We start from the raw sequence: 25345 nt of genomic DNA, 5'->3' as shown, positions 1-25345 counted from the left end.
CGAATTGGATATGGAAGTTAAACCTATGGTGTATGGTATAAATACTATATTCATTCAAAGCGCCTTCGAGCCACTTTCATGTCCGAGTTGAATACCCTGGTGCGCCTGGTGCGCGAGCAGGCACCGGTCGCCTTGCAGACCGACGCTCTGCAGCGGCTCTGTCTCGAGCGCGACGGCGTGGAGCGCGCCCTCTACGTCGAATGGCAACCGCGCAGCCAGAGCTTCGAGGCCCTTGCCGGCGCATCACGCTTGCCGCCGGGCAGTGGTGACCCGTTGCAGGCCAATGACCTGGCGCTGCTCGGGGGGCTGGGCAAGCTTGCACGCTTGCCTCTCGGAGAACTTCTCGATGTGCCGTGCTGGCTCAGCGGCCGCCTGCGACGCGCCGGCTGGAGCCAGGGGCTGGCGCTGGTGCTGCCGTTGCGAGACGCGGTGCCGGGGCTGCTGCTGGTGGAAAGCTCCGGGGCGGACGCCGAGCACTGGCTCGGCTGGATGGGTGAACTGCTCGGCGAAGTGCTTGCCCTCGCTCATCAGGCGCGCCGCACTGCGCCGTTACTCAGCGCCGATCCACAACCGGCGCTGGTGCTGGACGAGGCAGACGTGCTGGTGGACTGCAACCAGGCCCTGCGTCAGTTGCTCGTGGATCTGCCCGGCAGCGAGCCCCGCGACCTGCTACCCAGCAACCACGCGCAATTGCTGCGCACCTGCCTGGAACAGGGGAGGGCGGTGCACGAGGTCACCGGTGAGCGTGAAGGCCGGCAGTTTCTCTGGACCTTCGTACCGATGCCTGGTGAGCGGCAGGTGCTGGTCCACGGTCGCGAGGCTACCGCGTCGCTGCGGGACCAGCGTGAGGCGGCGAGAGCCAGCCGGCTGTACCGGCAGATCATCGAGAACACCACCGACCTGATTTCCCGCCGCACCCTCGACGGCCGGCTGCTCGACGTCTCGCCGGCCTCCTGGACCTTGCTCGGCTACTGGCCGGAAGCGCTGCGCGGCAAGGAACTGCTGCCGCTGCTGCACGAACAGGATCGCCAACGGGTCGCCGAGCGTACGCGTGACGCGCTTGTGCAGGACGGCTACGTGACCCTGACCTATCGCCTGCGCCACCGCGACGGCCACTACCTGTGGTTCGAGACCGCCAGCCGCGCCATTCGCGAAACCTATACCGGCCATGTGATGGAAGTGGTCAGCGTGTCCCGCGACATCACCGCACGGGTTCAGGCCGAGGAAGGTTTGCGGCGCCTGGCCGAAGTTGTCGAGGCCAATACTGACCTGGTGCTGTTCGTCGATCCGGGAGGCCGCGTCACGTACCTCAACCCCTCGGCGTGCCGTGCTCTGCGGCTAGAAGGCGAGGCGCTGCCAGCGTCCGTTGCGCAAGTGCTGGACGATGGCCTGCTGGACCAGTTGGAACGAGAAGGCTGGGAGCGCGCGCGGCGCAGCGGCGTCTGGAGCGCCGAAGGACGCCTGCGCGGACGCGATGGCGCGCCGTTGTCGCTGGTCCTGCTGGCGCACAACGCGGCAGGCGGCGAGTGTTACTACTCGCTGGTAGCCCGTGACATGACCGAACGCGAACTGCGCGAGAACCAGCAACGCCGGCATCAGGACGAACTGGCGCATACCGCGCGCCTGGTGACCCTGGGCGAACTGGCTTCGGGAATTGCCCATGAGATGAACCAACCGCTGGCCGCTGTGATGAACTACGCCAGCGCCAGCCAGCGCTACCTGAAATCCCTCGACAGCCAACCGGATGCTGCTCAGCGTGTGGCCCAGGGGTTGGCACAGATCGTCGAGCACACCGCCCACGCCTCCGAAGTGATCCGTCGCCTGCGGGCCTTCCTGCGCAAGGGGCAGCGGCGGATGCAGGCGCTGGACCTGAACCAGGTGGCGCGTGCTGCGTTGGGCTTGTGCGCCTGGGAAGCGGCCGGTGCGGAGGTGGCCATCTGCGAGGCCTTCACGGACAATCTGGCGCCCGTCTACGCCGACCGCGTGTTGCTGGAACAGGTATTCCTCAACCTGTTGCGCAACGCCGTCGAGGCCAACCGCGAGCGCCACGCCGGCGAGCCCTCGAATGTGCGCATTGGCAGCTGTCGCGACAGTGACGGGCAGCTCTGCGTCTGGGTAGATGACGAAGGGCCCGGGGCTAGCCCGGCGGCGCTGGAGCAGATGTTCACGCCGTTCTTCACCAGCAAGCCCGAAGGCCTGGGGTTGGGCCTGTCCATGAGTCGCGGCATCGTCGAAGGCTTCGGCGGCACGCTGGAGGCCGTGGCGGCGCCTTCCGGCGGTCTGCGCCTGGAATGCCGGCTGCCGGCAGGGAAAACCGAACAATGACGGAGACAGTGATGGAAACGGCGGTGGTGTATGTGGTGGACGACGACCAGCGGATGCTCGACTCGACAGTCTGGTTGCTGGAATCGGTCGGTCTGAAGGTGCGGCCATTCACCAGCGGCCGCGAGTTCCTCGACGCCTGCCCGAACGATGCTCACGCCTGTGTGCTGCTCGACGTGCGCATGCCCGGGCTTGGTGGGCTGGCGGTACAGGAAGAAATGCGCCGACGCGGCCTGGAACTGCCGGTGATCTTCGTCAGCGGCCATGCCGACGTCCCAATCGTCATCCGGGCCTTCAAGGCCGGCGCGGTGGATTTCATCGAGAAGCCTTACAACGAGCAATTGCTGCTGGACAGCGTGCAGCAGGCGCTCAGCTCCGGCGAACGCCTGCATGCGTCGCGCTCAGGCCTGGGCGAACTGGAGGTGCGTCTGGCGGCCCTGACGCCTCGCGAGCGTGACGTGTTCCTGCCGTTGGTACGCGGCTACACCAGCCGTGAAGTCGCCGAGCAACTGGAGATCAGCGTGAAGACTGTCGACCTGTATCGCGCACGGGTGATGAAGCGCATGCAGGCTGCAACACTGTCAGACCTGGTGGGCATGGCCGTCGCGGCTGGGTTGGTGGACCCGCTCCGGCTTCGCCACAGCTAGCGCGCTTTCCCGGGGTACGTTTTTCCATCCATGGATCAAGCATCCAGCCCCAACGCATGACACCGGCAGGGGGCGAGCTGATCTGGCTGCAAGTCCTTGTGTTCGAGGTGTGATTTGAGGGGGCCGCTTCTGGCCGGTTGAATCCACAGCCGATTTCTGCCCGTGACGTGGGGCAGCTACCGACCCATAGCAGTCAGTCGATAGATGTTACGAAGCGGGTATCGATACCGAGACACGGTGAGGGCTGCGAGTTGATGAGTACGGCTGCTTCATCTCCGTTGTTCAGAAAGACTAGGTAGTCACCGGTCTCAAAAGAAACTCTAAATCCGACAAGCCGAGACCCACGTCCAGTCGCAGTATCGAGCACCCCCTCGACGTCGCGAACGATCGCTCCCTCCAGATGACACGCCGATAAGCCAGCAAGGAGGTTTTCTCTCTTCCAAGCGCAAGAAGCGTTGGGTTCTATCTCGAAGGAGACAGGCGTATCAAGCGGTAATGAGTCCGCTCCAACGCTCTCGCCATCACTCAAGAGGTACATGGATAAAACCTCACCTTCGCTGAAGCACCACTCAAGAAAGCCCACGTCTCCTGGGTCTTTCTCGCCATTGAAATAGTATTGGTCATGCCACAGCGCGCTCAGTCGTTTGCCCATAAGCAAACGGGCGTCGCGTAGATCTCGCGCGGCTCTGTGGGATGAAAACGAAAGGCGGCCAGACATCAGGTTGCTCTCGTGGGGCAAATTGACAATAGATACTACACAGGCCTCAGAACGTCCGCTTTAGGCCCTCTTCAGTCAGACGAACAGCCCTAACCAGAACGATGCAAGAACCAGAAGCTGGCCGGCGGTCACGTACTTCCCATAAGCAGCACCGCCGCTCCACCAAGAGAGCAGGCACTTGCTGAGGGTGTTACCGCTCAGTGCCGTCAGGGCTGCGGGGGCGAGTTGAGTGATGGACATTTGACCTGATGCGACCAGCGATGCAATCGAGGCGATGGCGGCGTGGGCGTCGCCCAGTCCGCTGACGAAGGCTATGGCAATGACCCCCTTGTCGCCCGCCAGGTGCAGCAGTGCGGAGGACAACAGCGAAATGCCGGTCAGTACCACCGTAATGACCAACGCGCCCTTGAGGTTGAAGACCCGTTTGTTGGAACGGGCGGGCTGGTCGGTGCTCGAGGCTCGCCAAGGGGCGATCAATCCTAATCCGAAGGCAGCGGCCGACGTCCCACCAAGCAACATCGATGGCCAGACCAGCGTCAGGAACCGTGCATCGATGGCGATCAGTACCAGCGCGAACTGAACGATAGTCGCCAAGTTGGATAGCACCGCCGCCGCAGCGTACTCCCTGTGCGAATTTCCCGCCGCCTTGGCCTGCCGGCCAATCACCGCAATGGTTGCAGCGCCGGAGGCGAATCCGGAAGCGATCGCTCCTAGCGCAATGCCGTAACGCGCGCTGGTCATGCGCAACGCTATGTGCCCGAGGGCCTCCACCCCCATCAACAACAGGGTGAGTGTGCAGATGGTGCGGGGATTGAGGGCCTCGAAGGGGCCAATGAATCGATTTGGCGTCAGCGGCAGTACAACCAGGGCGACCGTCAGCAGGATCAAGCCATCGCGGACTTCCGTTTCGCTCAACTGCTGCAGCACGAAGCGGTGAAGTTCGTCGCGCAAGGTCAGCAGGATGGTCATCACCACCCCGACGGCCGCTGCCAGCTCGGGTTGCGTGGCACTGAGTGCCCCCAGCAAGAGCACGAGCAGCATGGCGATTTCCCCGGTGATACCGGTTCCCCAGGGCTGGTCGCGATAGGAAACACACAACAGCAGGCAAAGCGCGATGCCCATGACGCCCACCAGTACTGGGCCAAGCAATGCCATGCTGGTGAATCCCAGCAGGGCCGCGGCCGCGAAGCTTCTCAGGCCATGTGTGGCACCGCTCCTGCCTTGGCCTTTCCTGCGCTCGCGCACCAGGCCCACCAGCATGCCAATGCCCAGGGCCACCGCACCATGCGTGAAACTCAGCGGGTCGAGCATCTTTGTTGACCGCGTGGCATCGTCGAGTCTTCCTACAGAACTGCGTAGCGACTACTCGGCGCGCCCCCGTGCCGATGGGGAATGGGTGATGCGCGTCATGATTGTTCCGTGCTGTCAGGTGGCCGCCTGGGATGGCCGGTTGTGTCAGCGCCGACGGCCAGTAGACCACCTGACATGCGGTACAGCAGGCGCTCGGTGGTGCTGCCCAGGATGCGGTCCAGCCCCAGCCGGCTCTGCATGCCCATGACCACGACATCGATCCGATGGTCGTCCATGAAGTTGGCAATGCCCTGGGTGGCAGGGCCGAGGACGAAATGGCGGTGTTCCATGGGAACGTGCCAGCGGTCGGCCAGATGGTTGAAGGTGCGGTAGAGCGAGATGCGGACCTGCTCGGCATAGCTGGAGTCCCAGCTGCTGCTCAGCGTGGCCGAGTCGTAGTCGATGGCGCTCGGCAGGTCGCAGGCGTGGAGAAAATGCAGTTCTGCGCCGCACAGGCTTGCCAGATTGCGCGCGGCTTCGATGATTCCTTCATTCAGCCCGCTAGCTAGCAGCTCCGGTCTGGCGACATCCAGTGCGGCGGCCACCTTCAGCGGCAGCGGATTGAGTGCTTCTGCCACTAGATGCAATGGAACCTGGCAGGCTCTGAGCAGGCGATAGTCCAGCGGTGTGACAAAGACCCTGCGTAATGCCGCCTCGTGATGAACGTTCTTGATCACCAAGTCCGCCTTTAGCGTTGCCACGCGATCAAGAATCTCCCGGCAGGGCTCGGCGCTCCAGAGGGTTTCGCAGGTGACATCCATCCCGGTGCTGCGTAGCTCGTGCGCGTCACGCTCGACGTCGACGCGGCATTGCTCAAGCAGTTCGTCGCGCAGATGATCGGAAAGAAACGGCATGCCCAGGCGTGGTTCGAGGAACATGCCGATATGCAACGCGGCATGACTTCTACGGGCAATCGCCAAGGCTCTTCGATAGGCGGCCGATTGCCGCCAGTGAGGGGCGGCGATGAAGAACACTTTATGATACTGGTCCATGGTCTTCGCCTCTGGCGCGGCCCACTTCAAGTGCAGGCTGGAACGGGGTGCGTTGCGTGACTTTGATGCCCATCAAAATCTGCGATTGCCACTCCATCCTCGATGTCTTGTCATGCCCCCACGGCCAGCACGCTGCCTGGAATCTGGTCGAGGACATGCTCCGTGGTGCTGCCAATCAATCGCTCTACGCCGGTGCGGTGCACTCGGCCCATCACGACCACATCCATCTCGTGCTCCTGGGCGAAGCGTGAAACTCCGCGCAGTGGCGTCCCCATCAGAAAGTGGCGTCGCTCCTGCGGCACGCCATGATCGTCCGCCAGGCGGACGAAGGCCTGGTGCAGGGAGGCGCGTATGTCCTCCACCAGGTCGACCCAGGCCACCGCGCCTTCCGCACGGTTGGCCATGTAGGCGGGCATGCAGTCATAGATGTACAGCAGGTGCAGTTGTGCGTTGCATTGCAGCGCCAGGCCATTGGCCGCCGCAATGATGCGATCGTTGATACCGTTGATCAGGGTTCGTGGATCTGCCGGGTCGACCGCCGCAACGATGCGCCGGGGCAGGGGATGCTGCGCGCTGTGCACCAGGTGCAGCGGTTGCTGGCACTCGCGTAACAGGAACCAGTCCAGTGGAGTAGCGAAGGAGCGCTTGAAAGCAGACTCATGCTGGATGTCCTTGATCACCAGGTCCGGCTGCAGTTCGCCGATGGCCTGTAGCAGATCGGTACGCAGATCGGTCGTCCACAGGACGGACGAAGTCATCTCCACGCCCACGCCGCGACCACGTTGTAAACGGCATTCGTTTTCCCAACGCTCGCGCTGGGCTCTCAGCATGTTCTCGCGCGCATCGTTCTGTACGTGCCGGGCCAGCAGACTGAAGGTGGCGAACGGCTCCACGCAGGCAATGACATGCAGGCTGGCCCCGCATTGCCCTGCCAGGGCGGTGGCACGCTGCAAAGCCGGGGTATCGTGACGGTCGGGATGGGCGATCAGCAGCAGTTTCTGGATCTGGCTCATGGTGCACCTCGCAAGCATGAACGGGCAGGATCGAGCGGCGGAGACCAGCACCGTCGCTGCGCAGCCCCACCCTGAATGGGGTGGTATCGCCCTGGTTCTCATGCCGTCAGGGAGAGGGCGCTCCCGGCGGGAGCGCCAACGCATCACTTGGCGGTCTTGACCGGAATGATCTTCTCCGGATGCACTGCTTCCGCCCGCTTGGGCAACTGAACCTGCAATACGCCCTTGCTGAAGCGTGCCTGGATCTTCTCGGGGTCCACTTCGCGGGGGAGGCGGAACACTCGCTCGAAACTTCCGTAGCGGCGTTCCGAGAGGTGGTATTCCTTGCGGGTTTCGTTCTTCTCTTCCTTCTTCTCGCCCTTGATGATGAGGCTGCCGTTGGCCAGCTTGACCTCGATGTCCTTCTCGTCCATGCCGGGCAACTCGGCGTTGATTCGGAACTCATCCGCCTGCTCGCTGACGTCCACTGCGGGTAGGCCATGGGAGAAAGGTTCGCGGCGCCAGAACTGGTCGGCATCGAACGGACTGTGGCTGAAGGGGAGCCTTAGCGGCGCGCGGCCGAAGTCGTCGAAGAGGCTGTCGATCTGGCGGCGCAGACTATCGAAAGGACGCCACGGGTGGAACGGGTTGGCGGGCGACTCCGAAGGCTTTGTCGGTTGTTGGGGAACGGTGCTGACAAGTACTTTTTTAGCGGGCTCGGACATGATGAATTCCTCCGCAGGAAAAAGGATCGCCTCACTGGCGAGGCCGTTCGATTCTGCGACCCTGATACCGTCCGACTTTGATGCCGATCAAATACCGCTCCGGCGGTCACATTGATTTTCCCGGACGTAACTTGATGGCGATCAAGGTGATTGGCCTGCGGCTTCTTAGCCTGAGTCAAAGCCGGCGTACCCTGCCGGCGGTTGCCGTGGAGGCGCGGCATGGAATGGCAGACGATTGGCCGCGCGCGGGTGCTGGAGGAGCTATCCATCTCGGACTCGACGCAATGCCTGCGTGTGAAGCTGGACGATGACGAAACACAGTCGATCATTCCTGGCCAGTACTGCTTGCTGGATGATCGTGTACAAGCTGCCAGGGCCTTCAACTACGTCAGTCTGCCGGGGCGTGATCGTCTCTGCATCCTGGCGGCCAGCCGGCGCGAAGTGCCGCTGTGCACGGATGGCCCGTTGCTTTATCGCGGCCCACTGGGGGTGGGCTGGCCGTTGCCGTTTGGCGTTTCCCGCCTGCTGGTTTTTGCCTGCAATGCTGGAATCCTGGCCGTGGCAGCCGCCATCGACGAGTTCGCCTGCTGGCTGCCCTGGGTACAACTGGTGCTGGTTGAGGACGCATCCAGCCAGGCGTGCCTGCCCGACGATTGCCGCCGCTGGCTGCATTCGCTGGGGTTGCTGACCTCGCCAGTCGAGGATTGCCCTCTGGAGCGGTTGAGAGCGCAGCTGAGCCGGCAGTTGCCCGACCTGGTCTACTGCTCCGCGCCTGCGCCGCTGGCGCTGAAGGCCGCCCGTCTTTGTCTATGGCATGGCGTCCCGGCGTATCGAATCTGGGTACGGGCCGAGTGCGTGCTGCCGGGAGCGGGAAGCACGTCCCTGTCAGCTGCAGACGGCCCGGTACTGCGCTTCGATCGCTTGAGCGGACGCATTTGATCGGCATCAAAGTACGACATCCTGGGCAAGCACAGGCTCATAGCGACACGTCCAACCGCTATGCGCCGGAGGCCTCATGAACGCCTATGCTCGCCTGCTGCTGATCTGCGACCCTGATCTCCACTATTCCCCGGCGCTGGCCCGCGCTCAGGCACTGGCGGGCGCCTTCGATGCGCGCCTGCACATCGTAGTGTTGGGAAGCCTGCCAACTGGTCTGTCGGTGCTCGATTACAACGCCCGGCAGAGAGTTCGCGAAGAGATCCAGGAGCGTCAGCGCATCTGGCTCGACGATCAGTTGGAGCTGTTGCGTGGTCATGGGATTGATGCCAGCGCCGAGGCCGTCTGGAGTGACGACGCACTGGAGGACATCATTGCGTTGGTCCGGCGGCATCACATCGATCTGCTGCTCAAGGACACGCGCTATGAGCCCGCGCTGAGCCGTGCGCTGACTCATCCGCTGGATTGGCAGCTTCTGCGCCAGTCGCCTGTGCCGCTCCACCTGGTCAGCCAGGCCACTCATCCTCTGCCGTGCAAGGTGGTCGCCGCCATTGATCTCTCCCAGGATGATCCGGAGGTCGACCAGTTGAACCAGCGTATCGTCGAAATGGCACAACAGTTCGCAGGTCAATGCGATGCCGAGCTTCACTTGCTGCAGGCTTACGACGTCAGCGCCGGCTTCCTGGCCTATGCAGCCGGACCGGTGGCCTGGACGCCGGAGGTCGCGGAGCTGGCCGCAGGACGCTCGCGCCAGCAGATGGAGCGCATCGGTAGCCAGTTCAATGTGGGGCGGCTATGCCAGCATTTCGTCAAAGGCAGCGCCACGCGGGTGATCGCCGAGTTCGCTGAGCAACAGCACATGGATGTCGTCGTCATGGGCACGCTCTATCACGCCGGGCTGGCGAAAGTCATCGGCAGTACCACGGAGCAGGCGCTGTACCGGGTGAACTCCGGCATCCTGGCTGTTCGACCCTGAGGCTGGATCATGAAAGTGCTGGCGTTTCTCGTCGCGCTGTTCACCGTCTGGGCGATTGCTTGCGTCGCCTGGATTGCGTTGCGCTATACGCCTGCCGGTGGCGACAGTCAGTACGTGTTTCTCTGGGATCGCTGGGAAAACCGAGTGTGTCTGGTATCGATCGGCGAACCGTCCCACATCATCTGCGACCTTCGCTCGCTCTGGGTCGAATCCCCAGCAAAGGACGGGCCCATGGCTCAGCGTCCATGACAGCGGCCCGGTGAGCATGCTCAGCCGGCGCGCCGGCGTTCAGGGTCCGAGCGTTGCACCTGGGGCCATGCATGTGGCGCCGTAAGGCGCTGATGCAGTTGCTCCAGATAGTCTCGGGCCTGACGCTCATTGGCAAAAGGCACCCGGTATTGATCGAGTTGGACGTAGCAGCGGCCGTCGCTGGTGCAGAGAAGTTGCGTGCGCATTGTTGCCTCCCCGCCTCACGGCGCCGGCTGCAGTTGCAGGGTGTGAATGGTCTGGGTGGAATCCATTGGGTCCTGGCGGCTGGTGAAGCCTAGGAAGTGCGCCAGTTCGTGCATCGCGCTGTTGGCTGCTGCGTCTACCGAATACATCTGCTGTAGCCCTTGCTGCCTGGCCGTTTCGATCAGATGGCGCATCAGCGCCACGGCCAGCCCGCGATGACGCCAGGCATCCGCCACGGTGACCGCACATTCGCACTGGTGGGAATGGGCGCAACGTGCGTACCGGCTGATGCCGATTTCTACTAGTTCCCCATCCTGGTGCGTCAGGGCCGCGTAGGCGACGCTATCCTTGAAATCCACCGCCATCAATTGGTTCAGCAACGAGGGGCTGACTTCTTTCATGGTGCAGAGAAAACGGAAGTGACGCGCTTCGGGCGACAAGTGCGCGATGAAATCCGCTTCACGCTGGCGATCCTCCGGCCGCAACGGGCGGATCAGTACGTGGGTTCCATCCGGTAAGGCCTCGACCCAGTGTTCATCGAGACCGCCGTCTTTGGCTTGGGAGTGGCTGGACATGAATACCTCCTGGCGCAGTGCCGATATGCGGGTAAGCCCCTGACTCACTTGTACGCCGCGAAGGTTGGGTGAATTTGATCGTGATCAAATGGCGGTAATCTCATCGCCTCCGGCTGCCAACCGGCCGCCGCAGAGGGCTCGTCAACCTTTCACCGGCTTCAGCGGTGGGACGTGTTTTCTCTCCTTTCTGGAAGTTGTCAGCCGTTCCAGCAGCGCCGCCAAAACCGTCTGCACCTCGTGCTGGGCTTCAGTCCTGGCTGAAATCCACCCGTTGAGCAGTGGGCGAAGCGACCGGTCCTTGTCGCTGCTGGCGCACCACAGACTCAGGTCATGTTCATTGCCCAGAATTGACTGGGCGCGCTTGAGAGCGTCCAGCAGCGCGTCGTCTGGCCTGACCCAGTTGGCATAGCTCTCGCACAGGTAGCGCACGCGCTTGATGCGCAGACGAATGGCGTGCCAGTCGTGGGGACTATCGTGGGATTTTTCCAGCACCTCGCGAAGCTGCACCAGATCGCGCTTCGCCCGTCGCCTGAGGAGCTTGCGAATGTTCTTGAGATCGCTGCCGGAGCGGATCTTGCGAAACGCGGCGGGCCAACGCTCCAGCTCACCGAGCACTCGTTTGGCAATTGGCTTGCGCAAACACAGCCGAACGTTCTGTTCCACATGCGCCCGGCGTCTGCTGGCTTCTGCCTGCCAGCCCAGTCGCTCCAGTTCCTGAGCTAGTACCTGGGCATCCCGTAAGTCACTGGTGCTCGTCAGCAGCGCCGCGGCGGCCTGATCCAGGACCGCCAGCTCCGGCCACTGGCGCAGTGGACGCAGCAGACTGCGCACACCTCGCAGCGTGATGCGCAGGTCGTGCAGCGCCTCACCGTCACTGGCGCTCTCGATGCATTGTGCGGTGTACAGATAATCCACTTGTAACCCGATGAGCCGGGCAATCAGAAAGTCGGTGCTGCTGGCTGGCATACGGGATGGTGCTAGGGGGAACGCTCTGTCTGGGCGCATGGTGACCTCCGGCGGCGCCAGCACCAACTGGCACGCTCGGAGCAGCCTCCGCCGGGGAAGGCCGCGGCGCTTTGATGCGAATCAAACAGGCGTTCTGGCGGCTGAAGAGGGCAACTCCAGGCGGGCAGACTCAGCGATTTTCGCTTGCGGCACCTTGCCCCTCGATCCCGCTCAATCGGCAAAGCTCTTGGTGGTTGAGCAAATGCACCTCCCGACCCTCGCATGCGATCAGGCCCGTCTGCACGAAGCGAGTGAACAACCGGCTGATGGTTTCCAGGGTCAGATCGAGGTAGTTGCCGATATCACCACGCGTCATGCACAGCGTGAAACGGTCCTGGCACAGTCCGCGCTGCTGGTAGCGCGCCGACAGGCTCAGCAGAAACTGGGCCAGCCGCTGCTCGGCACGCTCGCGGTTGCAGCGAATGTGTTCGTGCTCGCCGTGGATACCCTGACTGAGGATATGCAGTAATTGGTGGCGCAGCCCGGGAATGCGTCCGGAGAGGTCCTCCAATTGCTCCAGGTCGATGGCGCATACCAGCGAAGTCTCCAGAGCCACCGCGAACCCTCGGAAGGACGGCGCCCCAATTGCATCCAGCCCAATCATTTCGCCGGGCAGGACAAAGCCGGTCACCTGCTGATCACCATTGGACTCAAGCAGGTAGGTCTTCAGCGCTCCCGAACGCAAGGCGAATACCTGCCGCATCGGTTCGCCGGCTCGAAATAGGTACTCCCCTTTGTGCAGCGGCCGGTTGCGGCGAACTATGCGGTCCAGCTCCGCAACCTCACCTTCGGTCAGGCTGGCGGGAAGGCAAAGGCGGCTCAGCGAACAGGCAAGGCAACTGACCTGGAAGAGCTGGGATGGGCGTTGACTGTCAGTCATCACGTAAGCCCAGGCATACGGGCGTTCTAGCCATTCTAGCCGTTTCGCTTCGTGGCCAGGCAGCCTTCGACAAACGGAGGTGGTTTGGCTTCAGAATAGTGTCGGTAGTGAAGGTGAACTGCCTAGGCAGAAGCCGCTACAGCGAGACTGTCCGATTCCGATCCGTAGCGGACATCAGCGCTCAGGAGGCAGGAATGACCCTCAACGTTGCGCGAAGTCCACCGGAGGGGAGATTGCTCAACTGTACGCTGCCTCCAAGCCGTTCCATGATCATCCCAACAATGGACAGGCCCAGTCCGGCGCCGTTCTCGGATCCTTTGCTGTAGAAGCGTTCGAAGACACGCTCCAGGTCTTCCTGGTCGATGCCAGGCCCCTGATCTTCCACGTTCAGTACGATGGCGTTGCCTTCACGGTGTAGCGTGACGTTGACTCGACCGCCAGCTGGTGAGTGATTTACTGCGTTTGCGACCAGGTTCTGCAGAGCAATGCCCAAAGCGCCTGCATCACTTTGAAGCTGATAGTCGCCCTCGGTGATTTCCAGAGACGGTTCCTGGCCTTGATCCAAAATCCAGGGTGTCATCTCCGCCAATGTCTCCGTCGCCACTGCAGCGACATCGACCGTCACCCAGTTGCGTTGCCCGAGTCGCGGCTCGATTCTCGCCATGGTCAGTAGCTGGTTTACCACTCGACTGAGACGATCCACACCACCAACCAGAAACTCCAAGGCTTTATCTCGCTCAACATCGCTCCTGGCCTCAAGCGCGTTCTGCGCATGCAGCCGAAGGATTGCCAGGGGCGTACGCATCTCATGGGCGGCGTCGGCGATAAATCGATGTTCACGGCGCAGCAGCTCATCAATCTGCCCCAGCAGCCGGTTGAGCGCCGCCTGCATGGGTTCGAGCTCTCGAGGTAGGGGTACCAGCTGCAGTGGCTCCAGTGACTCTGCATGCCGCGCTCGGATGACGCGTGCCATGTTCTGCAACGGTTGCAGCCCCCAGCCGATGGCCAGCCATACCAGCAACGCTAACGCGAGGCTACCGATCAGGAAGGGAAATAAGGTGTGGCGGACGATGCGGCCGATCAGATCGTTGCGCACATCGTTGCGCTCACCGACCCAGATCACCAACTGGCGCTCTGGCACGGGAAGCACGAAGCTGCGCCATTGCTGCTCCCCCACCATGATGTTGGAAAAGCCGGGCTCGGTCAGCGGACGAGTGAAGCTTGGGGCGCTGACTGTATGTACCAGGACTTCACCGTTGATGCGCCACACCTGGAAGGCGAGTTTGCTCTCGTAGGGGTGACCGATGCGATGCTTGCCCGCCTGACTCAATGCTTCATTGAATGCCAGGTACAACGCATGGCGATCCTTGTCGCCTAGCGGCATGCTCATGACGCCTTGCAGGAGGCGCGCGTTCTGCGCCAGATGGGCGTCGTAGATCTCGTCGATCTCGTGGCTGCTGTCGTGATAGTTGTAGAGCGCAAGCAGGCTGGTACCGACCAGCAATAGCAGCATTACTCGCCAGAGCGTGCGTTGGCGCAACGAACTCATGCTTTGCCTTCCACCAGATAGCCAATGCCGCGAACGGTGCGGATCAGATCGTTGAAGAGTTTCTTGCGCAGGTGATAGACATTCACTTCCAGCGTGTTGCTCTCGGGCTCTTCATCCCAGCCGTAAAGGAGCTGAGTGAGCCGCTCGCGGGTGAAGACCTTGCCGGGTTGGGACAGCAGTTCATGGAGCAACCGGTACTCTTTCGGGGTCAGCACGACTGGATGCCCCTGGTAGCTGACTTGCCGAGTGGCCGGGTCGAGTGTCACCCCGGCATGCTCGATCAGCACCTTGGCGCGACCGGCGCTGCGACGCAGTAGCGCACGCAGGCGAGCTTTCAGCTCGTTGAGGTCGAACGGTTTGACCAGGTAGTCGTCGGCGCCGGCATCGAGACCGGCGATGCGATCATCGGTCGCGTCACGGGCTGTCAGGATCAGCACGGGCACCGCATCGCCCCCAGCACGCAACCGGCGCAGCACCTCGATGCCATCCAGGCGCGGAAGTCCCAGATCCAGCACGACCAGATCGAAGGTCTCCTGCTGCAAGGCGTGCAATGCACTCACCCCGTCCTGCAGCCAGTCGATGGTGTAACCCTCCTGGCGCAATCCGTTGCAGATACCTTCCCCCAGAGCGGGATCGTCTTCGACTACCAGCAACCGCATGCTCAGTCCTGCTTGTCCTTGATCGTCTTGAGTAAAGCATTGATTTCGCCGCGTCGGCCCTGGTCGGCCAGCTCACGGCCGGGCCGTGGCTGTGCCTGCAGTGCTTTCTGCAAAGCCGCACGCGCTTCGACGTAATGCCCTTGGCGATAGAGATGGTCACCCCAGAAGTAATTGCTGTCGATGCCTTCCGGATTCAACTGCAGCGCCTTGCGCAGCAGCTCATCTGCCTTGTCCGAGTCACCGAATCCGATGGGCCAGCCAGGCACTCGGTCATACAGTGCGCCGAGGCTGGTGTAAGCCGACCCCTGCAGAGCGTTTGGGTCGAGAGCCAGGGCCTTCTCCAGGCTGGCCCGGGCAGCCTTGACCTTACCAAGCGCACCAAGCCCGCCCGTGGCACCGGCCCAACTGCTAGTCACGATTCCATTCCAGATCCAAGCTTCCGCAGCCTGGGGCTGCTCGCGGGTAAAGGTCTCCGCGTCGCCCGCCAGCTTTTCGAAAGCGGCTGCGCGTTGCGCCTCAGGCATCTGGTACTGGATTTGCGCCCAACGTTGCTGGATCGCGCTGAGGTGCTGGTTGCCAGTCTGATCGAGCGCCCAGGTCAGTGGGGAGAAGGCAATGAGGCTGGCGAGTATCAGGCGTTTCATTTGCTGTGCTCCTTGGCGTTGGCATCGCTGTAACGGCGGATCAGTGGGAGCTGCTTGCGCAATGCGCGGTCGACCACGCCGGGCAGCATGCCGTTGAGCCGCACGAAGAGTTTTTCAGGCCATCCCAGGTACAGCTCGTTGCGCTGGTGTTGCACCGCGTCAAGCACTGCCCGCGCGACATCGACCGGATCATCCATCCCTACTTTCAGCGCTTGGTTGAGCGCGGTGGCGGCTGAAGTGTTCATCGATGTACGGGTGGCACGAGGTGCCGCGTAGAGTACGTCGACCGTGGTATCGGCCAATTCGCGTCGAAGCGCCTCGGAGAATCCGCGCAAGGCGAACTTACTGGCGCTATAGGTCGCGTAGCCGGGATAGCCGATGGAGCCATAGATGGAACCGACGTTCACCACCAAGGCATGAGGCTGCTCGCGCAACAATGGCAGCAGCAGGCGGGTCAGCTGCAGGGGGGCCTTGATGTTGAGATCCAGCAGGTCGTCCAGCGTGTCCTCATCGATCTGCTCAAGCAGGGCGAAGCGGTTCACGCCTGCGGCGTTGATCAGCACGTTCACGCCGCCCATGGCCCAGGCAGCGGTGGCTACCTCCTGCCGGCCACTCCTGGTACGAAGATCGGCAGAGTGCCAGCGCAACTGATTGGGATAACGGTTCATGAGCACCGCCAGACCGCCAAGGTGCCGGCTGATTGCCAGTACTCGGGCGCCACCAGCACACAGCTGGCTGGCCAGTTCCAGCCCAATGCCGCCGCTGGCACCGGTCAATACCACCACCGATTCACGCAAGCGCATGCTGCACCTCTGGCTGGTGGGCTCGCGGTAGGCCTTGGAACATATCGGTGTACAGCTGGTAGACGACCTTGGCGGAATGAATCACCGCCTCTTGATCTTCCGGACGATCCAGGCGGTTCATCAGCTCGCGATAGGTTGCCATGTGATCCTGGTCGAGCGCGCCGTGGGAGCTCAGGTAGCTGAATGCCGTCGGCGGTAGACCAAGTCCTTGCTGAATGCTGCCGGCGGCCTGGGTAGCGAGGGCGATACTGGTACCTTCGAGGACATTGACCATACCGAACAGGCCGACAGGATTGTCGCGGGCGATCAGGTCATAGAGGAAGGCCACCATCAGCTCGATCGGTAGGCTGGGGCGGCTGTTACGTACCTGCTCCGGGTCGCCTCCGCAGGCTGCGATGTCATTGAGAATCCACTGCTCGTGGCCGTACTCCTCCTCGATGTATTCGCAGACTGCACCGCGCAACCATTCAAGTCGGCTGGGCAGACGAGCGCCGCACGCCATCATCAGTGGCACAGTATGGCGAACGTGGTGATAGGCCTGAGTGAGGAAGGCGATGTAACCCTCCAGGCTGACAACGCCACCCAGGGCATCACGAATGACAGGGGCGCTGAAAAGTGCCTGGCGTTCCTGAGTGGTGGCTGATTGGAGAGAGTCGAAGAAGTTCATGGCAGACCTCAGGGTTGCGAGAGTTCAGTGATGAGGGGCTGGTGGCGACGGAGGATTTCCTGGCGGCGCGGTCGGCCGTTACTGGTAAGGGTTCCGTCAGCACCGCTAAAGGGGCTGGGTAGGCGTCTCCAGGCATGAACCCGTGCGTAATCGGGTAAGCCGGCGTTGCATTGCTGCACGGCCTGTTCGATGACTTCGTCGCTGATGCCAGGGTCGATGGGCCAGAGCAATGCGAAGTTGCGCGGCAGCCCCTCGCCGTGAACGAAGGCCTGGAGGATTACACCTGTCTGGGAAAGCTCGGCCTCGATCCACTCGGGATTCACGTTGCGACCGAAACTGGTGATGAACTGGTTCTTCTTGCGGCCCGCCAGGTAGAGGAAGCCAGCAGCGTCGAAATGGCCGAGATCGCCGGTTGGCCACCATTCCTCATCGAAAGAAGGTTCGCCCAGGTAGCCCAGCAGGGTGGAACCGCGAACCAGCACTTCCCCGTCATCAGCGATACGCACCTGGACGTGCGGCAGAGGGCAGCCCACGCTGCCTGGATGCTGATTACCAGGGCGGTTCAGGCAAACCACGGAGGCGCATTCGGAGAGCCCGTAGCCTTCGAAGACCGGAAGCCCCACTGCTTCGGCGCGCTCCAGCAAGCTGCTCGCGACTTTGGCACCACCTACTGCGACGAAACGCAGGGGGCCGACTTTCATCATGCCTCGCTCGATGGCGGTGACCAGGCCAAGCAGGAGTTGCGGTACCAGAATCAGGCTCTCGGCGCCGCTGAGTGCAATGGTGCCGAGGAAGCGTTTCCAGTCGACCTGACTGGCGCCACCGATGCCCATCTGCGCTTGCGGGTAGAGCGTGATGCCGGCTCCCGCCAGTAGGGCAGCATAAATGCCGAGGTTCTCCAGCAGGACGGCCAGCGGAAGTACTGCGAGGTACTTCCTGGGCTCGGTTGGACGGCTCGCTGCTTCGAGCTCCTGTGCGACGCACAGCAGTGACGCGGCGCTCAGGCATACGCCCTTGGGCGACCCAGTGCTACCGGAGGTGTAGGTGATCTTGGCAGTGCCTGCAGGTAGATCGGCGTCGACAACGGCCGGCCGCTCCCAGAAACGCTCGCCTGGTGTGAAACCAGCTGCTCGCAGATCTTCTGCGAAGGAGTCGTTGGCAACGGCGAGCGTCGCCTGGGTCTGCATCAAGCAATGCAGGCGCTGTGCGGCACTGAAGAAGGGCGGGAGGATGACGCAAGGGCGCTCAGCCAAGAGCGCGGCCAGATCCCAAAAGAGCGCTTCGGGGCCGTTCTCCAGTGCGAGGGCAAACGGCCCTTCGGGTTGCTCTCGCAGCCATGCTTCGCGACGTTCAACTTCAGCCAGAAGCTGGGCATAAGTGACGTTGCCCGTGATTCCGCGTACAGCCACTTTCGACGCATGCTCCGTGGCGTGCGCCTGCAGCACCTCACGAAAGGCATTCAGTTCATGCGGCATGGCCGGCCTCCTGCAGCAGCATCGGGAAACCCATGCGCTTGTACACCCCCGCGCGCTCCAGCTCTTCATGGCCGTAACCGATGTTTCCTGCGTAGACCAGAGGATGCTGTGCGTAATAGCTGCCCCAGCTGGCCAGTTCGCCATTCAGACGACGCGGATCTGCTTCGGCGATGACGGTTGGTTCCAATCCCAATCGGTGGAAGCTGTTGACCAGAGTGGAGGCGCCGGTAAAGGCGACCCACTGCAGGTCGCGCGCAGCCAGCAGCCAGGTCACGGCAGTGATGATTACGCGTGCACTGCCAGCACTCAGGGCAGCAAGGTTGCCTACCTCGACCAACTGCTCACGCCCGACGGCACGACCTGCAAGCCGCGACACAACGCCCTCCAGCGGCTCGTCCAGGTAGTGCTCAAGAAACAGCGGCTCGTGGCTGGCCGGACGAATGCCTGCGGCTGCGATCAAGCGCCCGTGGCTGTCCTGAAGCCCGATGAGCTCCGGTAGATAGTGGTGGACGTCAGCGTGGTGGATGGACTCGAAACGCGCGTGGATGAAGGTTTCAAGCTCCTCGCGGTCGGAGTCGCCCTCGCGGCGCAAGGTCAGTCGAGCTTGTCGCTCGGCGACGGAGCCAAAGTGGAATGGAAACAGGCTGCTCCATTCGTGCTGGGTCATGGTGATCCCCCCAGGGGTCGTTCGATGAGGGGAGTATCAGCGGCGAATCTGAAAGTAGTCTGAAGTCGCTGAGAGTCAGCGGCGGTGGAAGCGAAATATCCGACATGAGTGTTTTAAGAGCATCTCCGGCCATAGAGTCTGGTCGGAGAGCCACTGGGACTAGGCGCGATGCACCCTAGTCCTTCACTCATGTGGAGGACAAATCATGGCCACACCCACAAAGAAAGCTCACGAACCTTGGAACAAGGGCAAACTGGTCGGCCAGAAAGCACCACTGAGACTCAGGGACATTTGGGCTATCAGAGTGCGGCTGGAAATCGCAAACAAGGATCGTGATCTGGCGCTGTTCAACCTCGCTATCGACAGCAAGCTACGAGCCTGTGATTTAACGAAGCTGCGCGTCAGAGACATCGCTCACGGTGATCATGTATCGACGCGTGCAATCGTCATACAACAGAAGACCCAGCGGCCGGTGCAGTTCGAAATCACCGCTCAGATAAGAGCATCAGTTGAAGCTTGGATCCTTGCCGCTCGCCGTCGCAACGACGATTTCCTTTTTCCCAGCCGTGTTCGACATTCAGCGCACATATCCACGAGGCAGTACGCCCGCATAGTGAAAGCTTGGGTAACGACAATCGGTCTCGACCCCACGCTTTACGGAACCCATACGCTTCGTAGAACCAAAGCATCGCTGATCTATCGCAGAACGAAGAACCTGCGGGCAGTTCAACTGCTGCTAGGCCATACGAAACTGGAGAGCACTGTTCGATACCTCGGGATTGAGGTGGACGACGCTCTAGAAATGGCGGAGCAGACCGAGGTTTGACCTTTTCCACTTTGGCGCCGGGTTTCGAGCCGGCGCCTCCTTGAGTCAGCTAGCGACCCATAGCTGCCCTACGCAGGCCGTCCGTCCAGGCTACGTTCTTCCCACCAGTCCCAAGCCTTGAGCCCTTGGCGGGCTACGTGGCCACCAAGGAAGGCGAGCGTGTCGCTGCCGATGGAATAGGATTTCCGGTTCACAATCCAGACGTCGGTCAGCTCGGTCTTCTCGCCATTGAGAAGGTCCGCGATGGTCCGGCCATTGAGGTGGCTCAGCGCCACACCATGTCCAAAGCAGCCACCGGAATAGATGACGCGCTCGTCACCTATGAAGCTGATCTCGGGCACCATGTCCGCAGTGACTGACACCGGCCCACCCCAACGGTAGCCGATGCGCAGGTTCTTGAGCTGCGGGTAGATCCACTTCAGGTGGGCCTCGCAGTGCTGCCAGCTCATGGGGGACGGCACTTCTTCCATCGGGGCTGAGCGGTAGACGATCGCATCGCCGCCGCCGATGGCGATCCGCCCGTCCACGGTGGGGCGGAAGTAATGAAGCATCTGGCGGTTGTCGCCAAAGGATTCGCGGTTCCTCCAGCCGATGCTGTCCCATTGCAGCTCGCTGAGCGGCTCGGTGACGACCTGGTAGGTCCAGAGGGGGAATTGCCGGGTTTGCAGGGAGCGGGTGTCGGGGATCTGCCTTGAGTAGGCATTGGTCGCCACCACGAGTTTGTCGCAGGTGATGATGCCCGCCGGAGTGTCGAGGGTGATCGCGGCGGCGTTCCTTTCGATCCGGGTCACGGGGGTCGCTTCGTGGATGCGCACTCCGGTTGACTCCGCCAGAACCTTGAGGGCGCGCACTTGCTTGCAGGGGTTGAGGTAGCCGGTGCCGGATTCGTAGATCGCACTGTGGAAACGTTCGGAATGAAAATCCTGGCGAACTTGCGCCGGATCGCGCCAGGTCATGTCGTCATCGATGCCCAATTCCTGGAACAGCTGGTAACTCTTCTTCAGGCGGTCCGCCTGCTGCTTCGAGTAGCTGATGCGGACCAGTCCGTTGTGGCGGTAATCGGCATCGAGGCCGTTCTCTTCGATCAGGCTGCGGGTGTAGGCAACGGCTTTTTCCAGGTACCGGTGGGCCTCGACCATTTTCTGCTTGCCCCAGCGTAGCAGCACCAGTTCAGGCTCCAGGCCGAACATCTTGGTGCTGAATCCCGCATTACGGCCGCTGGCGCCAAAGCCGATGACGTTGGCTTCGAGCACGACCACGCGGGCGTTGGGATTGTCCTTCTTGAACTGCCACGCGGTGTTGAGGCCGGTAAAGCCACCGCCGATGACCGCCACATCCACCTTGAGGTTTTCCTTCAGTGCAGGGTTAGGCGAGTAATGTCCGAAGTCGTGTTGCCAGAAGGATTTGCTGTCCGTTGCCGGGGTGCTGTTGATGGTCATGCTCTCAATCTCTTCTTGTCGGTCTGGTGATTGGGAAAGCAGTGCCGTACGAGGGCGGGCCGAAACATTCGACGGCCCAGGCCTACGGCAAGATGACCACGAGGGTAGGTGGCGGCGGGGCGGCTGGATTGTTAGCGCGTGCCAGCATTTGGGCCGCGCGCGCCAATCTTGCAGAGGGCGGAGATTAGGAACTCGGCCGGTTGCCGGTGCGGTATTGCTGCGGCGAGCGGCCGGTCCAGCGGCGGAACGCGCGGGTAAAGGAGCCGGACTCGGCATAGCCAACCAGCAGCGATATTTCGGTCATGGAGTAGTCCGAGTCCTTGATGTATGCCAGGGCCAATTCCCGGCGCACGTCCTCGACCAGCGTGGAGTATTCGATGCCATGGTCCTTGAGGCGCCGCTGCAGGGTGCGCCGGCTGAGGTTCAGCTGTTCGCAGATCTCGTCGAGGGATGGCGCGCCGCTGCTCATCTCTGCGGCGATCATGCGGGTCACCTGGGCAAGCAGTTCGTCGGAGACGGCGCGCTCGTCGCGTTCTCGTTCCAGGTAGGGTTCCAGCGCCATGTACAGCCGTTCGTTGCCGCGAACCACCGGCAGTTGCAGTGTCTCCAGCGGCAGGAGGATTCGGTTGGTGGGCTGGTTGAAGTAGAGCGGGCACCGGAAGACCTGCTTATGCACTGAGAGGTCGGTGGGGCGGTCGTGTTCGAAGTCCAGGCGGATGGGGCGCAAGGTGCTGCTGGTGATGAGGTTGAGCATCCGCAGGACGCATGTAACGGCGAATTCGGCATCCTGCCGGCGCTGGAGTATGGTGGGGATGGTGACACGATACTCCACGGCCAAGGCGTTGGCCTCGACCTTGAAGTCGAAGCTGGATTCCTGCGCGAAGACCACGATGAACTGGTGTAGGGTCTTCAGGGCCTTCTCGACGCTGGGCGCGCAAAAGAGCGCATGACCGAGAGCGCCGAAGTCGTCGCCTTCGGTCTGGATGCCGAGCTCGATGCCAATGCTCGGGTTGCGTTGCGCGGCGGCTTCCCAGAGCGCGACGTATTGCTCACCGGGTATCTCGATGTCGGCACGCTCAAGCACCCGACGATCGATTCCCAGCGGGTCCAGGTACGGCTCGAAGCTATCCCTGAATCGACGGAAGAAATTTTCGGACACCACCGTACGTACCAACTTCATGTGCACCGCCGCCTTCTTGTTCTTGTGGTTCTGCTGTCCATTCCTGAAATACCGCGGCCGAACGGGGTGATCGGCTGCGGTCGGTGGTCGCCCGGCACCCTCGCTTTGCTGAGAGGGCGCAAGGCCCGCCGGAGGCTTCCTCGCCACCTTACGATAATCGTTTCAAGGTGTGACTGGTAAGCCCGGCATCGGGAAAGAGGACGCCTGGAGTCGCCTCGGTTTCCCCGGCTTGGCATCAGATGCCAATGGTGCTGTCACCTGCTGGCAAGCCGCCGCTCACTGCTTTGACGAATGCTCCTGTTCAGTTATCCGGTCAACTCGCCAGCCACGCGCCGACAGTCGGTAGTGGGGCTGGGCGATACCCGGACGCCTGATGCCCGATCCCAGGAGAACAAGAACAAATGCTAGTCAGCCTGCGATGGCGGAGCGCTGCCGATCTGCGCGCCGCTCCTCTGCTATCTCCCGTTCCGGCCACGTCCGGCCCGCGACGCCTGCGTGGCCTACTCTGTGGCCTCTGGCTTGCCGTCGTGGCCGTGCCGGCGCTGGCGCAATTCGTGCCGGAACAGGCCCGGGTGGAAACCCTGGCCGATCACCGGGGCCAGCACTGGTTCTGGATCTGGGGCAGCAACGCCCCGAACATGGTCGATGGCCGCGCCTACCTGTTCGCCGACGATGGGCGCAATCTTGGCCAGGTGAGCACCGGCATGTGGTCCAACGGCCTAGTGCTATCGCACAAGCGAGACGAGTTTTACGCCAGCGAGATCTACTTCAGCCGTGGCGTGCGTGGCACCCGTTCGGACGTGGTCACTGTCTACGATTCGCGGACGCTCAGCCCCAAACGCGAGATTGCCATTCCAGCCAAGCGCATGACCGCGCTGATCTCCACCGGCCTGAGCGTGCTCTCGGACGATGAGCGCTTTCTCCTGGTGCTCAACTTCACGCCGGCGCAGTCCATTTCGGTGGTCGACCTGGAAAACGACCGCTTCGTTGGCGAAGTCGCCATTCCCGGTTGCGCATCCATCTATCCGGCCGGGCCACGAGACTTCTATTCCATCTGCGGCAACGGTGGTTTCTTCCACCTGCGCCTGGACGAGCAAGGCCAGGTGGCTTTGCAGGAGCGCACGGCGGCTGTCTTTGATCCGGTCAAGGACGCCTTGCTGACTACCGCATCGCGCCAGGGCGACATCTGGTATTTCGTGTCCCAGCACAACGATGCCTACGGGCTGCGCATGACAGCCGATGGCGTCGAGGCAAAGCAGCACTGGTCACTGCTAAGCGACTCCGAGCGCGCCGACGGCTGGGGCGTCGCCGGCAATCATGGCACCGCGTTGCACGAGCGCAGTGGCCGGCTGTTCGTCCTGATGCACAAGGACAAACCCGAGAACTACCAGAAGCCCGGTACTGAGGTCTGGGTGTTCGACACGCGTTCCCAGAAGCGCCTGGCGCGCATCGAGCTAAAGGAGCAGAGCACCGCCATCGGCGTAAGCCAGGGCGAGCAGCCGCGGCTTTACAGTCTCGACTGGATCGTGCCCATGCCGAGCCTGTTCACCGCCTGGATCTACCTGACCGAAGGGGACAAGGGACTGATGCCGCTGTTGCGCCAGGGAATCAATCTGTATGACGCCGATAGCGGCGAGCACCTGCGCGGAATTGGTGACATACCCCTGGGCTTCCTCAATGCGGTGGCGCCATGGTGATCGACGATCCTGTTCTGCACCTTGCCAGCGCCGCCGGCCTCGCCTTGCTGCTGGGCAGTGCTGGCATCCATAAGCTGCGCCACTGGCGGGAATTCTCGCTGATCTTCGGTGATTACAACGCCGCCTTGGGCGGCCTGCTTCCCGCATGGGTTGCCGGTCTGATGCCGTTACTGGAGTTACTGGCCGCCGGTGCCGTGCTCACCAGCCCCTGGCAACCCGATGCTGCGCTACCCGCTGTTTTCCTACTGGGGCTATATGCCGCCTTGCTGGCCATCGTGGCGCAGCGTGGCTCCTCCATCGCTGACTGCGGTTGTCACTTCGGCGGGCGTTCCCAGCCTCCGGGCAGGGCACTGGTTCTGCGCAATCTGCTGTTGGCGATTCCGGCGCTGAACCTGCTGTCGCCCATGGGGGGACGGTCTCTGACCTGGTTCGACGGCGTCACCCTGATCTTCGTCCTGGCCGGCAGCGTGGCTCTCTATGTGCTGGCCCACTCGCTAATTTCCAATCGTGCTGTAGTGGGAGAACCGTGATGGACATGACCTACGCATTAATCGTCTCCAGCAGCTTTTCCTGGCTGCTTAATCTTGCCCTGATCCTCGCCGTGCTCGCCCTGGCGCGGCAGGTGGGGTTGCTGCATGAACGCATCCGGCCGGTGGGTGCCCTGTCCCTCGGCAAGGCCATCAAGGCCGGCGAAGCGGCGCCGTCGTTCACCCTGCCAAGCCTCACCGGCGGCTCGGTCAGCCTTGGCGGGCGCGACGGGCCCGGGCGGTCGACCTTGCTGTTCTTCCTCTCGGACACTTGTCCGGTCTGCAAGACGCTCCTGCCGGTGCTGAAGTCCATTGCACAACAAGAGCGCCCGCGCCTGCGGGTGGTATTGGCAAGCGATGGCGAGGCGGTCGCGCATCACGCGTTCATCTCGGCCCAGCGTCTGGAGGAGTTTCCTTATCTTCTGTCGCGGGAAGTGGGCCTGGCCTACCAGATCAGCAAACTTCCTTACGGCGTGCTGATCGACGCAGCCGGCATCGTGATCACCCATGGCCTGATCAATACCCGCGAGCACCTGGAGAGCCTGTTCGAGGCTCAGGACCTTGGCGTTGCCTCGATCCAGGCCTACGAGGCCGCGCAGCGCGCCGCCGAACAACCTCTCTATAAGCAGGTGCACTGAGCA

Annotated in this window: 26 protein-coding genes; 9 read left to right on the top strand and 17 right to left on the bottom strand. The window is 62.3% G+C overall.

What is annotated here, in order from left to right:
- Positions 1-78: 78 nt before the first annotated feature.
- The gene (locus LDJ84_RS18470) at positions 79-2325 is read left to right on the top strand and encodes a PAS domain S-box protein (protein WP_226045218.1); all 2247 of its coding nucleotides are present in this window, start codon (positions 79-81) and stop codon (positions 2323-2325) included.
- Between the two features lie 11 nt (positions 2326-2336).
- Positions 2337-2969, top strand: coding sequence for a response regulator transcription factor (locus LDJ84_RS18465; RefSeq protein WP_413247465.1), 633 nt, complete (start codon positions 2337-2339; stop codon positions 2967-2969).
- A 193-nt stretch (positions 2970-3162) separates the two neighbouring features.
- On the opposite strand, the gene LDJ84_RS18460 is transcribed toward LDJ84_RS18465, so the two are convergent.
- From LDJ84_RS18460 to LDJ84_RS18440, 5 genes are all read right to left on the bottom strand, one after another.
- A complete protein-coding gene (locus LDJ84_RS18460) occupies positions 3163-3687 on the bottom strand; it encodes a hypothetical protein (protein WP_024767054.1) in 525 nt (174 codons plus the stop codon).
- 75 nt (positions 3688-3762) lie between these two features.
- A complete protein-coding gene (locus LDJ84_RS18455; RefSeq protein ID WP_226045216.1) occupies positions 3763-4998 on the bottom strand; it encodes an MgtC/SapB family protein in 1236 nt (411 codons plus the stop codon).
- A gap of 95 nt (positions 4999-5093) precedes the next feature.
- Positions 5094-6029 (bottom strand): universal stress protein, encoded by a 936-nt coding sequence (locus LDJ84_RS18450; protein ID WP_226045215.1) that lies wholly within the window; start codon positions 6027-6029, stop codon positions 5094-5096.
- Between the two features lie 110 nt (positions 6030-6139).
- On the bottom strand, positions 6140-7042 hold the full coding sequence (locus LDJ84_RS18445) for a universal stress protein (protein ID WP_226045214.1): 903 nt from the start codon (positions 7040-7042) through the stop codon (positions 6140-6142).
- A gap of 143 nt (positions 7043-7185) precedes the next feature.
- The gene (locus LDJ84_RS18440; protein ID WP_065085126.1) at positions 7186-7746 is read right to left on the bottom strand and encodes an Hsp20/alpha crystallin family protein; all 561 of its coding nucleotides are present in this window, start codon (positions 7744-7746) and stop codon (positions 7186-7188) included.
- 219 nt (positions 7747-7965) lie between these two features.
- Between LDJ84_RS18440 and LDJ84_RS18435 the strand changes: the two genes are divergently transcribed.
- The 3 genes from LDJ84_RS18435 (at position 7966) to LDJ84_RS18425 (ending at position 9907) form a co-directional block, all read left to right on the top strand.
- Complete coding sequence (locus LDJ84_RS18435; protein WP_226045213.1) at positions 7966-8685, top strand: hypothetical protein; 720 nt, start codon at positions 7966-7968, stop codon at positions 8683-8685.
- A gap of 76 nt (positions 8686-8761) precedes the next feature.
- Complete coding sequence (locus LDJ84_RS18430; RefSeq protein ID WP_226045212.1) at positions 8762-9658, top strand: universal stress protein; 897 nt, start codon at positions 8762-8764, stop codon at positions 9656-9658.
- 9 nt (positions 9659-9667) lie between these two features.
- The gene (locus tag LDJ84_RS18425; protein WP_226045211.1) at positions 9668-9907 is read left to right on the top strand and encodes a hypothetical protein; all 240 of its coding nucleotides are present in this window, start codon (positions 9668-9670) and stop codon (positions 9905-9907) included.
- A gap of 221 nt (positions 9908-10128) precedes the next feature.
- On the opposite strand, the gene LDJ84_RS18420 is transcribed toward LDJ84_RS18425, so the two are convergent.
- The 10 genes from LDJ84_RS18420 to LDJ84_RS18375 all read right to left on the bottom strand — a co-directional run bounded on the left by LDJ84_RS18420 (position 10129) and on the right by LDJ84_RS18375 (position 19035).
- Positions 10129-10686 (bottom strand): GNAT family N-acetyltransferase, encoded by a 558-nt coding sequence (locus LDJ84_RS18420; protein ID WP_226045210.1) that lies wholly within the window; start codon positions 10684-10686, stop codon positions 10129-10131.
- A gap of 141 nt (positions 10687-10827) precedes the next feature.
- Positions 10828-11652: a CHAD domain-containing protein gene (locus LDJ84_RS18415; RefSeq protein WP_226045209.1), complete on the bottom strand. Its 825-nt coding sequence runs from the start codon at positions 11650-11652 to the stop codon at positions 10828-10830.
- 169 nt (positions 11653-11821) lie between these two features.
- Entirely contained in the window at positions 11822-12571 is a 750-nt protein-coding gene (gene fnr, locus LDJ84_RS18410; protein ID WP_084357237.1) for a fumarate/nitrate reduction transcriptional regulator Fnr, read from the bottom strand.
- 181 nt (positions 12572-12752) lie between these two features.
- A complete protein-coding gene (locus tag LDJ84_RS18405; protein ID WP_084357236.1) occupies positions 12753-14120 on the bottom strand; it encodes an ATP-binding protein in 1368 nt (455 codons plus the stop codon).
- Positions 14117-14779, bottom strand: coding sequence for a response regulator transcription factor (locus tag LDJ84_RS18400; RefSeq protein ID WP_024767066.1), 663 nt, complete (start codon positions 14777-14779; stop codon positions 14117-14119). The genes LDJ84_RS18405 and LDJ84_RS18400 overlap by 4 nt, the downstream gene beginning before the upstream one ends.
- A 2-nt stretch (positions 14780-14781) precedes the next feature.
- Positions 14782-15423 carry a tetratricopeptide repeat protein gene (locus LDJ84_RS18395; protein WP_024767067.1) on the bottom strand — a complete coding sequence of 214 codons (642 nt, stop codon included), beginning with the start codon at positions 15421-15423 and terminating at the stop codon, positions 14782-14784.
- Positions 15420-16226 carry an SDR family oxidoreductase gene (locus LDJ84_RS18390; RefSeq protein WP_226045208.1) on the bottom strand — a complete coding sequence of 269 codons (807 nt, stop codon included), beginning with the start codon at positions 16224-16226 and terminating at the stop codon, positions 15420-15422. Before LDJ84_RS18390 ends, LDJ84_RS18395 begins: the two co-directional genes overlap by 4 nt.
- On the bottom strand, positions 16213-16893 hold the full coding sequence (locus LDJ84_RS18385; RefSeq protein WP_226045207.1) for a TenA family transcriptional regulator: 681 nt from the start codon (positions 16891-16893) through the stop codon (positions 16213-16215). The genes LDJ84_RS18390 and LDJ84_RS18385 overlap by 14 nt, the downstream gene beginning before the upstream one ends.
- A gap of 8 nt (positions 16894-16901) precedes the next feature.
- On the bottom strand, positions 16902-18368 hold the full coding sequence (locus LDJ84_RS18380; protein ID WP_226045206.1) for an AMP-binding protein: 1467 nt from the start codon (positions 18366-18368) through the stop codon (positions 16902-16904).
- A complete protein-coding gene (locus LDJ84_RS18375) occupies positions 18358-19035 on the bottom strand; it encodes a thermostable hemolysin (protein ID WP_226045205.1) in 678 nt (225 codons plus the stop codon). Before LDJ84_RS18375 ends, LDJ84_RS18380 begins: the two co-directional genes overlap by 11 nt.
- 205 nt (positions 19036-19240) lie before the next feature.
- Between LDJ84_RS18375 and LDJ84_RS18370 the strand changes: the two genes are divergently transcribed.
- Positions 19241-19861: a tyrosine-type recombinase/integrase gene (locus tag LDJ84_RS18370; RefSeq protein ID WP_226045204.1), complete on the top strand. Its 621-nt coding sequence runs from the start codon at positions 19241-19243 to the stop codon at positions 19859-19861.
- 68 nt (positions 19862-19929) lie between these two features.
- Here LDJ84_RS18370 and LDJ84_RS18365 read toward each other — a convergent pair whose 3' ends face one another.
- Both LDJ84_RS18365 and LDJ84_RS18360 read right to left on the bottom strand, forming a co-directional pair.
- Positions 19930-21300 (bottom strand): NAD(P)/FAD-dependent oxidoreductase, encoded by a 1371-nt coding sequence (locus LDJ84_RS18365; RefSeq protein ID WP_226045203.1) that lies wholly within the window; start codon positions 21298-21300, stop codon positions 19930-19932.
- A 184-nt stretch (positions 21301-21484) separates the two neighbouring features.
- The gene (locus LDJ84_RS18360) at positions 21485-22480 is read right to left on the bottom strand and encodes an AraC family transcriptional regulator (protein ID WP_084357232.1); all 996 of its coding nucleotides are present in this window, start codon (positions 22478-22480) and stop codon (positions 21485-21487) included.
- 401 nt (positions 22481-22881) lie between these two features.
- Between LDJ84_RS18360 and LDJ84_RS18355 the strand changes: the two genes are divergently transcribed.
- Genes LDJ84_RS18355 through mauD form a run of 3 tightly spaced genes read left to right on the top strand, consistent with a single transcriptional unit; the run spans position 22882 to position 25342 of the window.
- Positions 22882-24177, top strand: a complete 1296-nt coding sequence (locus LDJ84_RS18355; RefSeq protein WP_226045202.1) for an amine dehydrogenase large subunit — start codon at positions 22882-22884, stop codon at positions 24175-24177.
- Positions 24171-24707, top strand: coding sequence for a MauE/DoxX family redox-associated membrane protein (locus LDJ84_RS18350; RefSeq protein WP_226045201.1), 537 nt, complete (start codon positions 24171-24173; stop codon positions 24705-24707). Before LDJ84_RS18355 ends, LDJ84_RS18350 begins: the two co-directional genes overlap by 7 nt.
- The gene (gene mauD, locus LDJ84_RS18345; RefSeq protein WP_226045200.1) at positions 24707-25342 is read left to right on the top strand and encodes a methylamine dehydrogenase accessory protein MauD; all 636 of its coding nucleotides are present in this window, start codon (positions 24707-24709) and stop codon (positions 25340-25342) included. The genes LDJ84_RS18350 and mauD overlap by 1 nt, the downstream gene beginning before the upstream one ends.
- Positions 25343-25345: the final 3 nt, after the last annotated feature.

It is taken from the genome of Pseudomonas sp. HS-18, assembly GCF_020401845.1.
Classification (GTDB): Bacteria; Pseudomonadota; Gammaproteobacteria; order Pseudomonadales; family Pseudomonadaceae; genus Pseudomonas; species Pseudomonas nitroreducens.
This window is presented reverse-complemented; position numbering and strand designations above follow the sequence as displayed.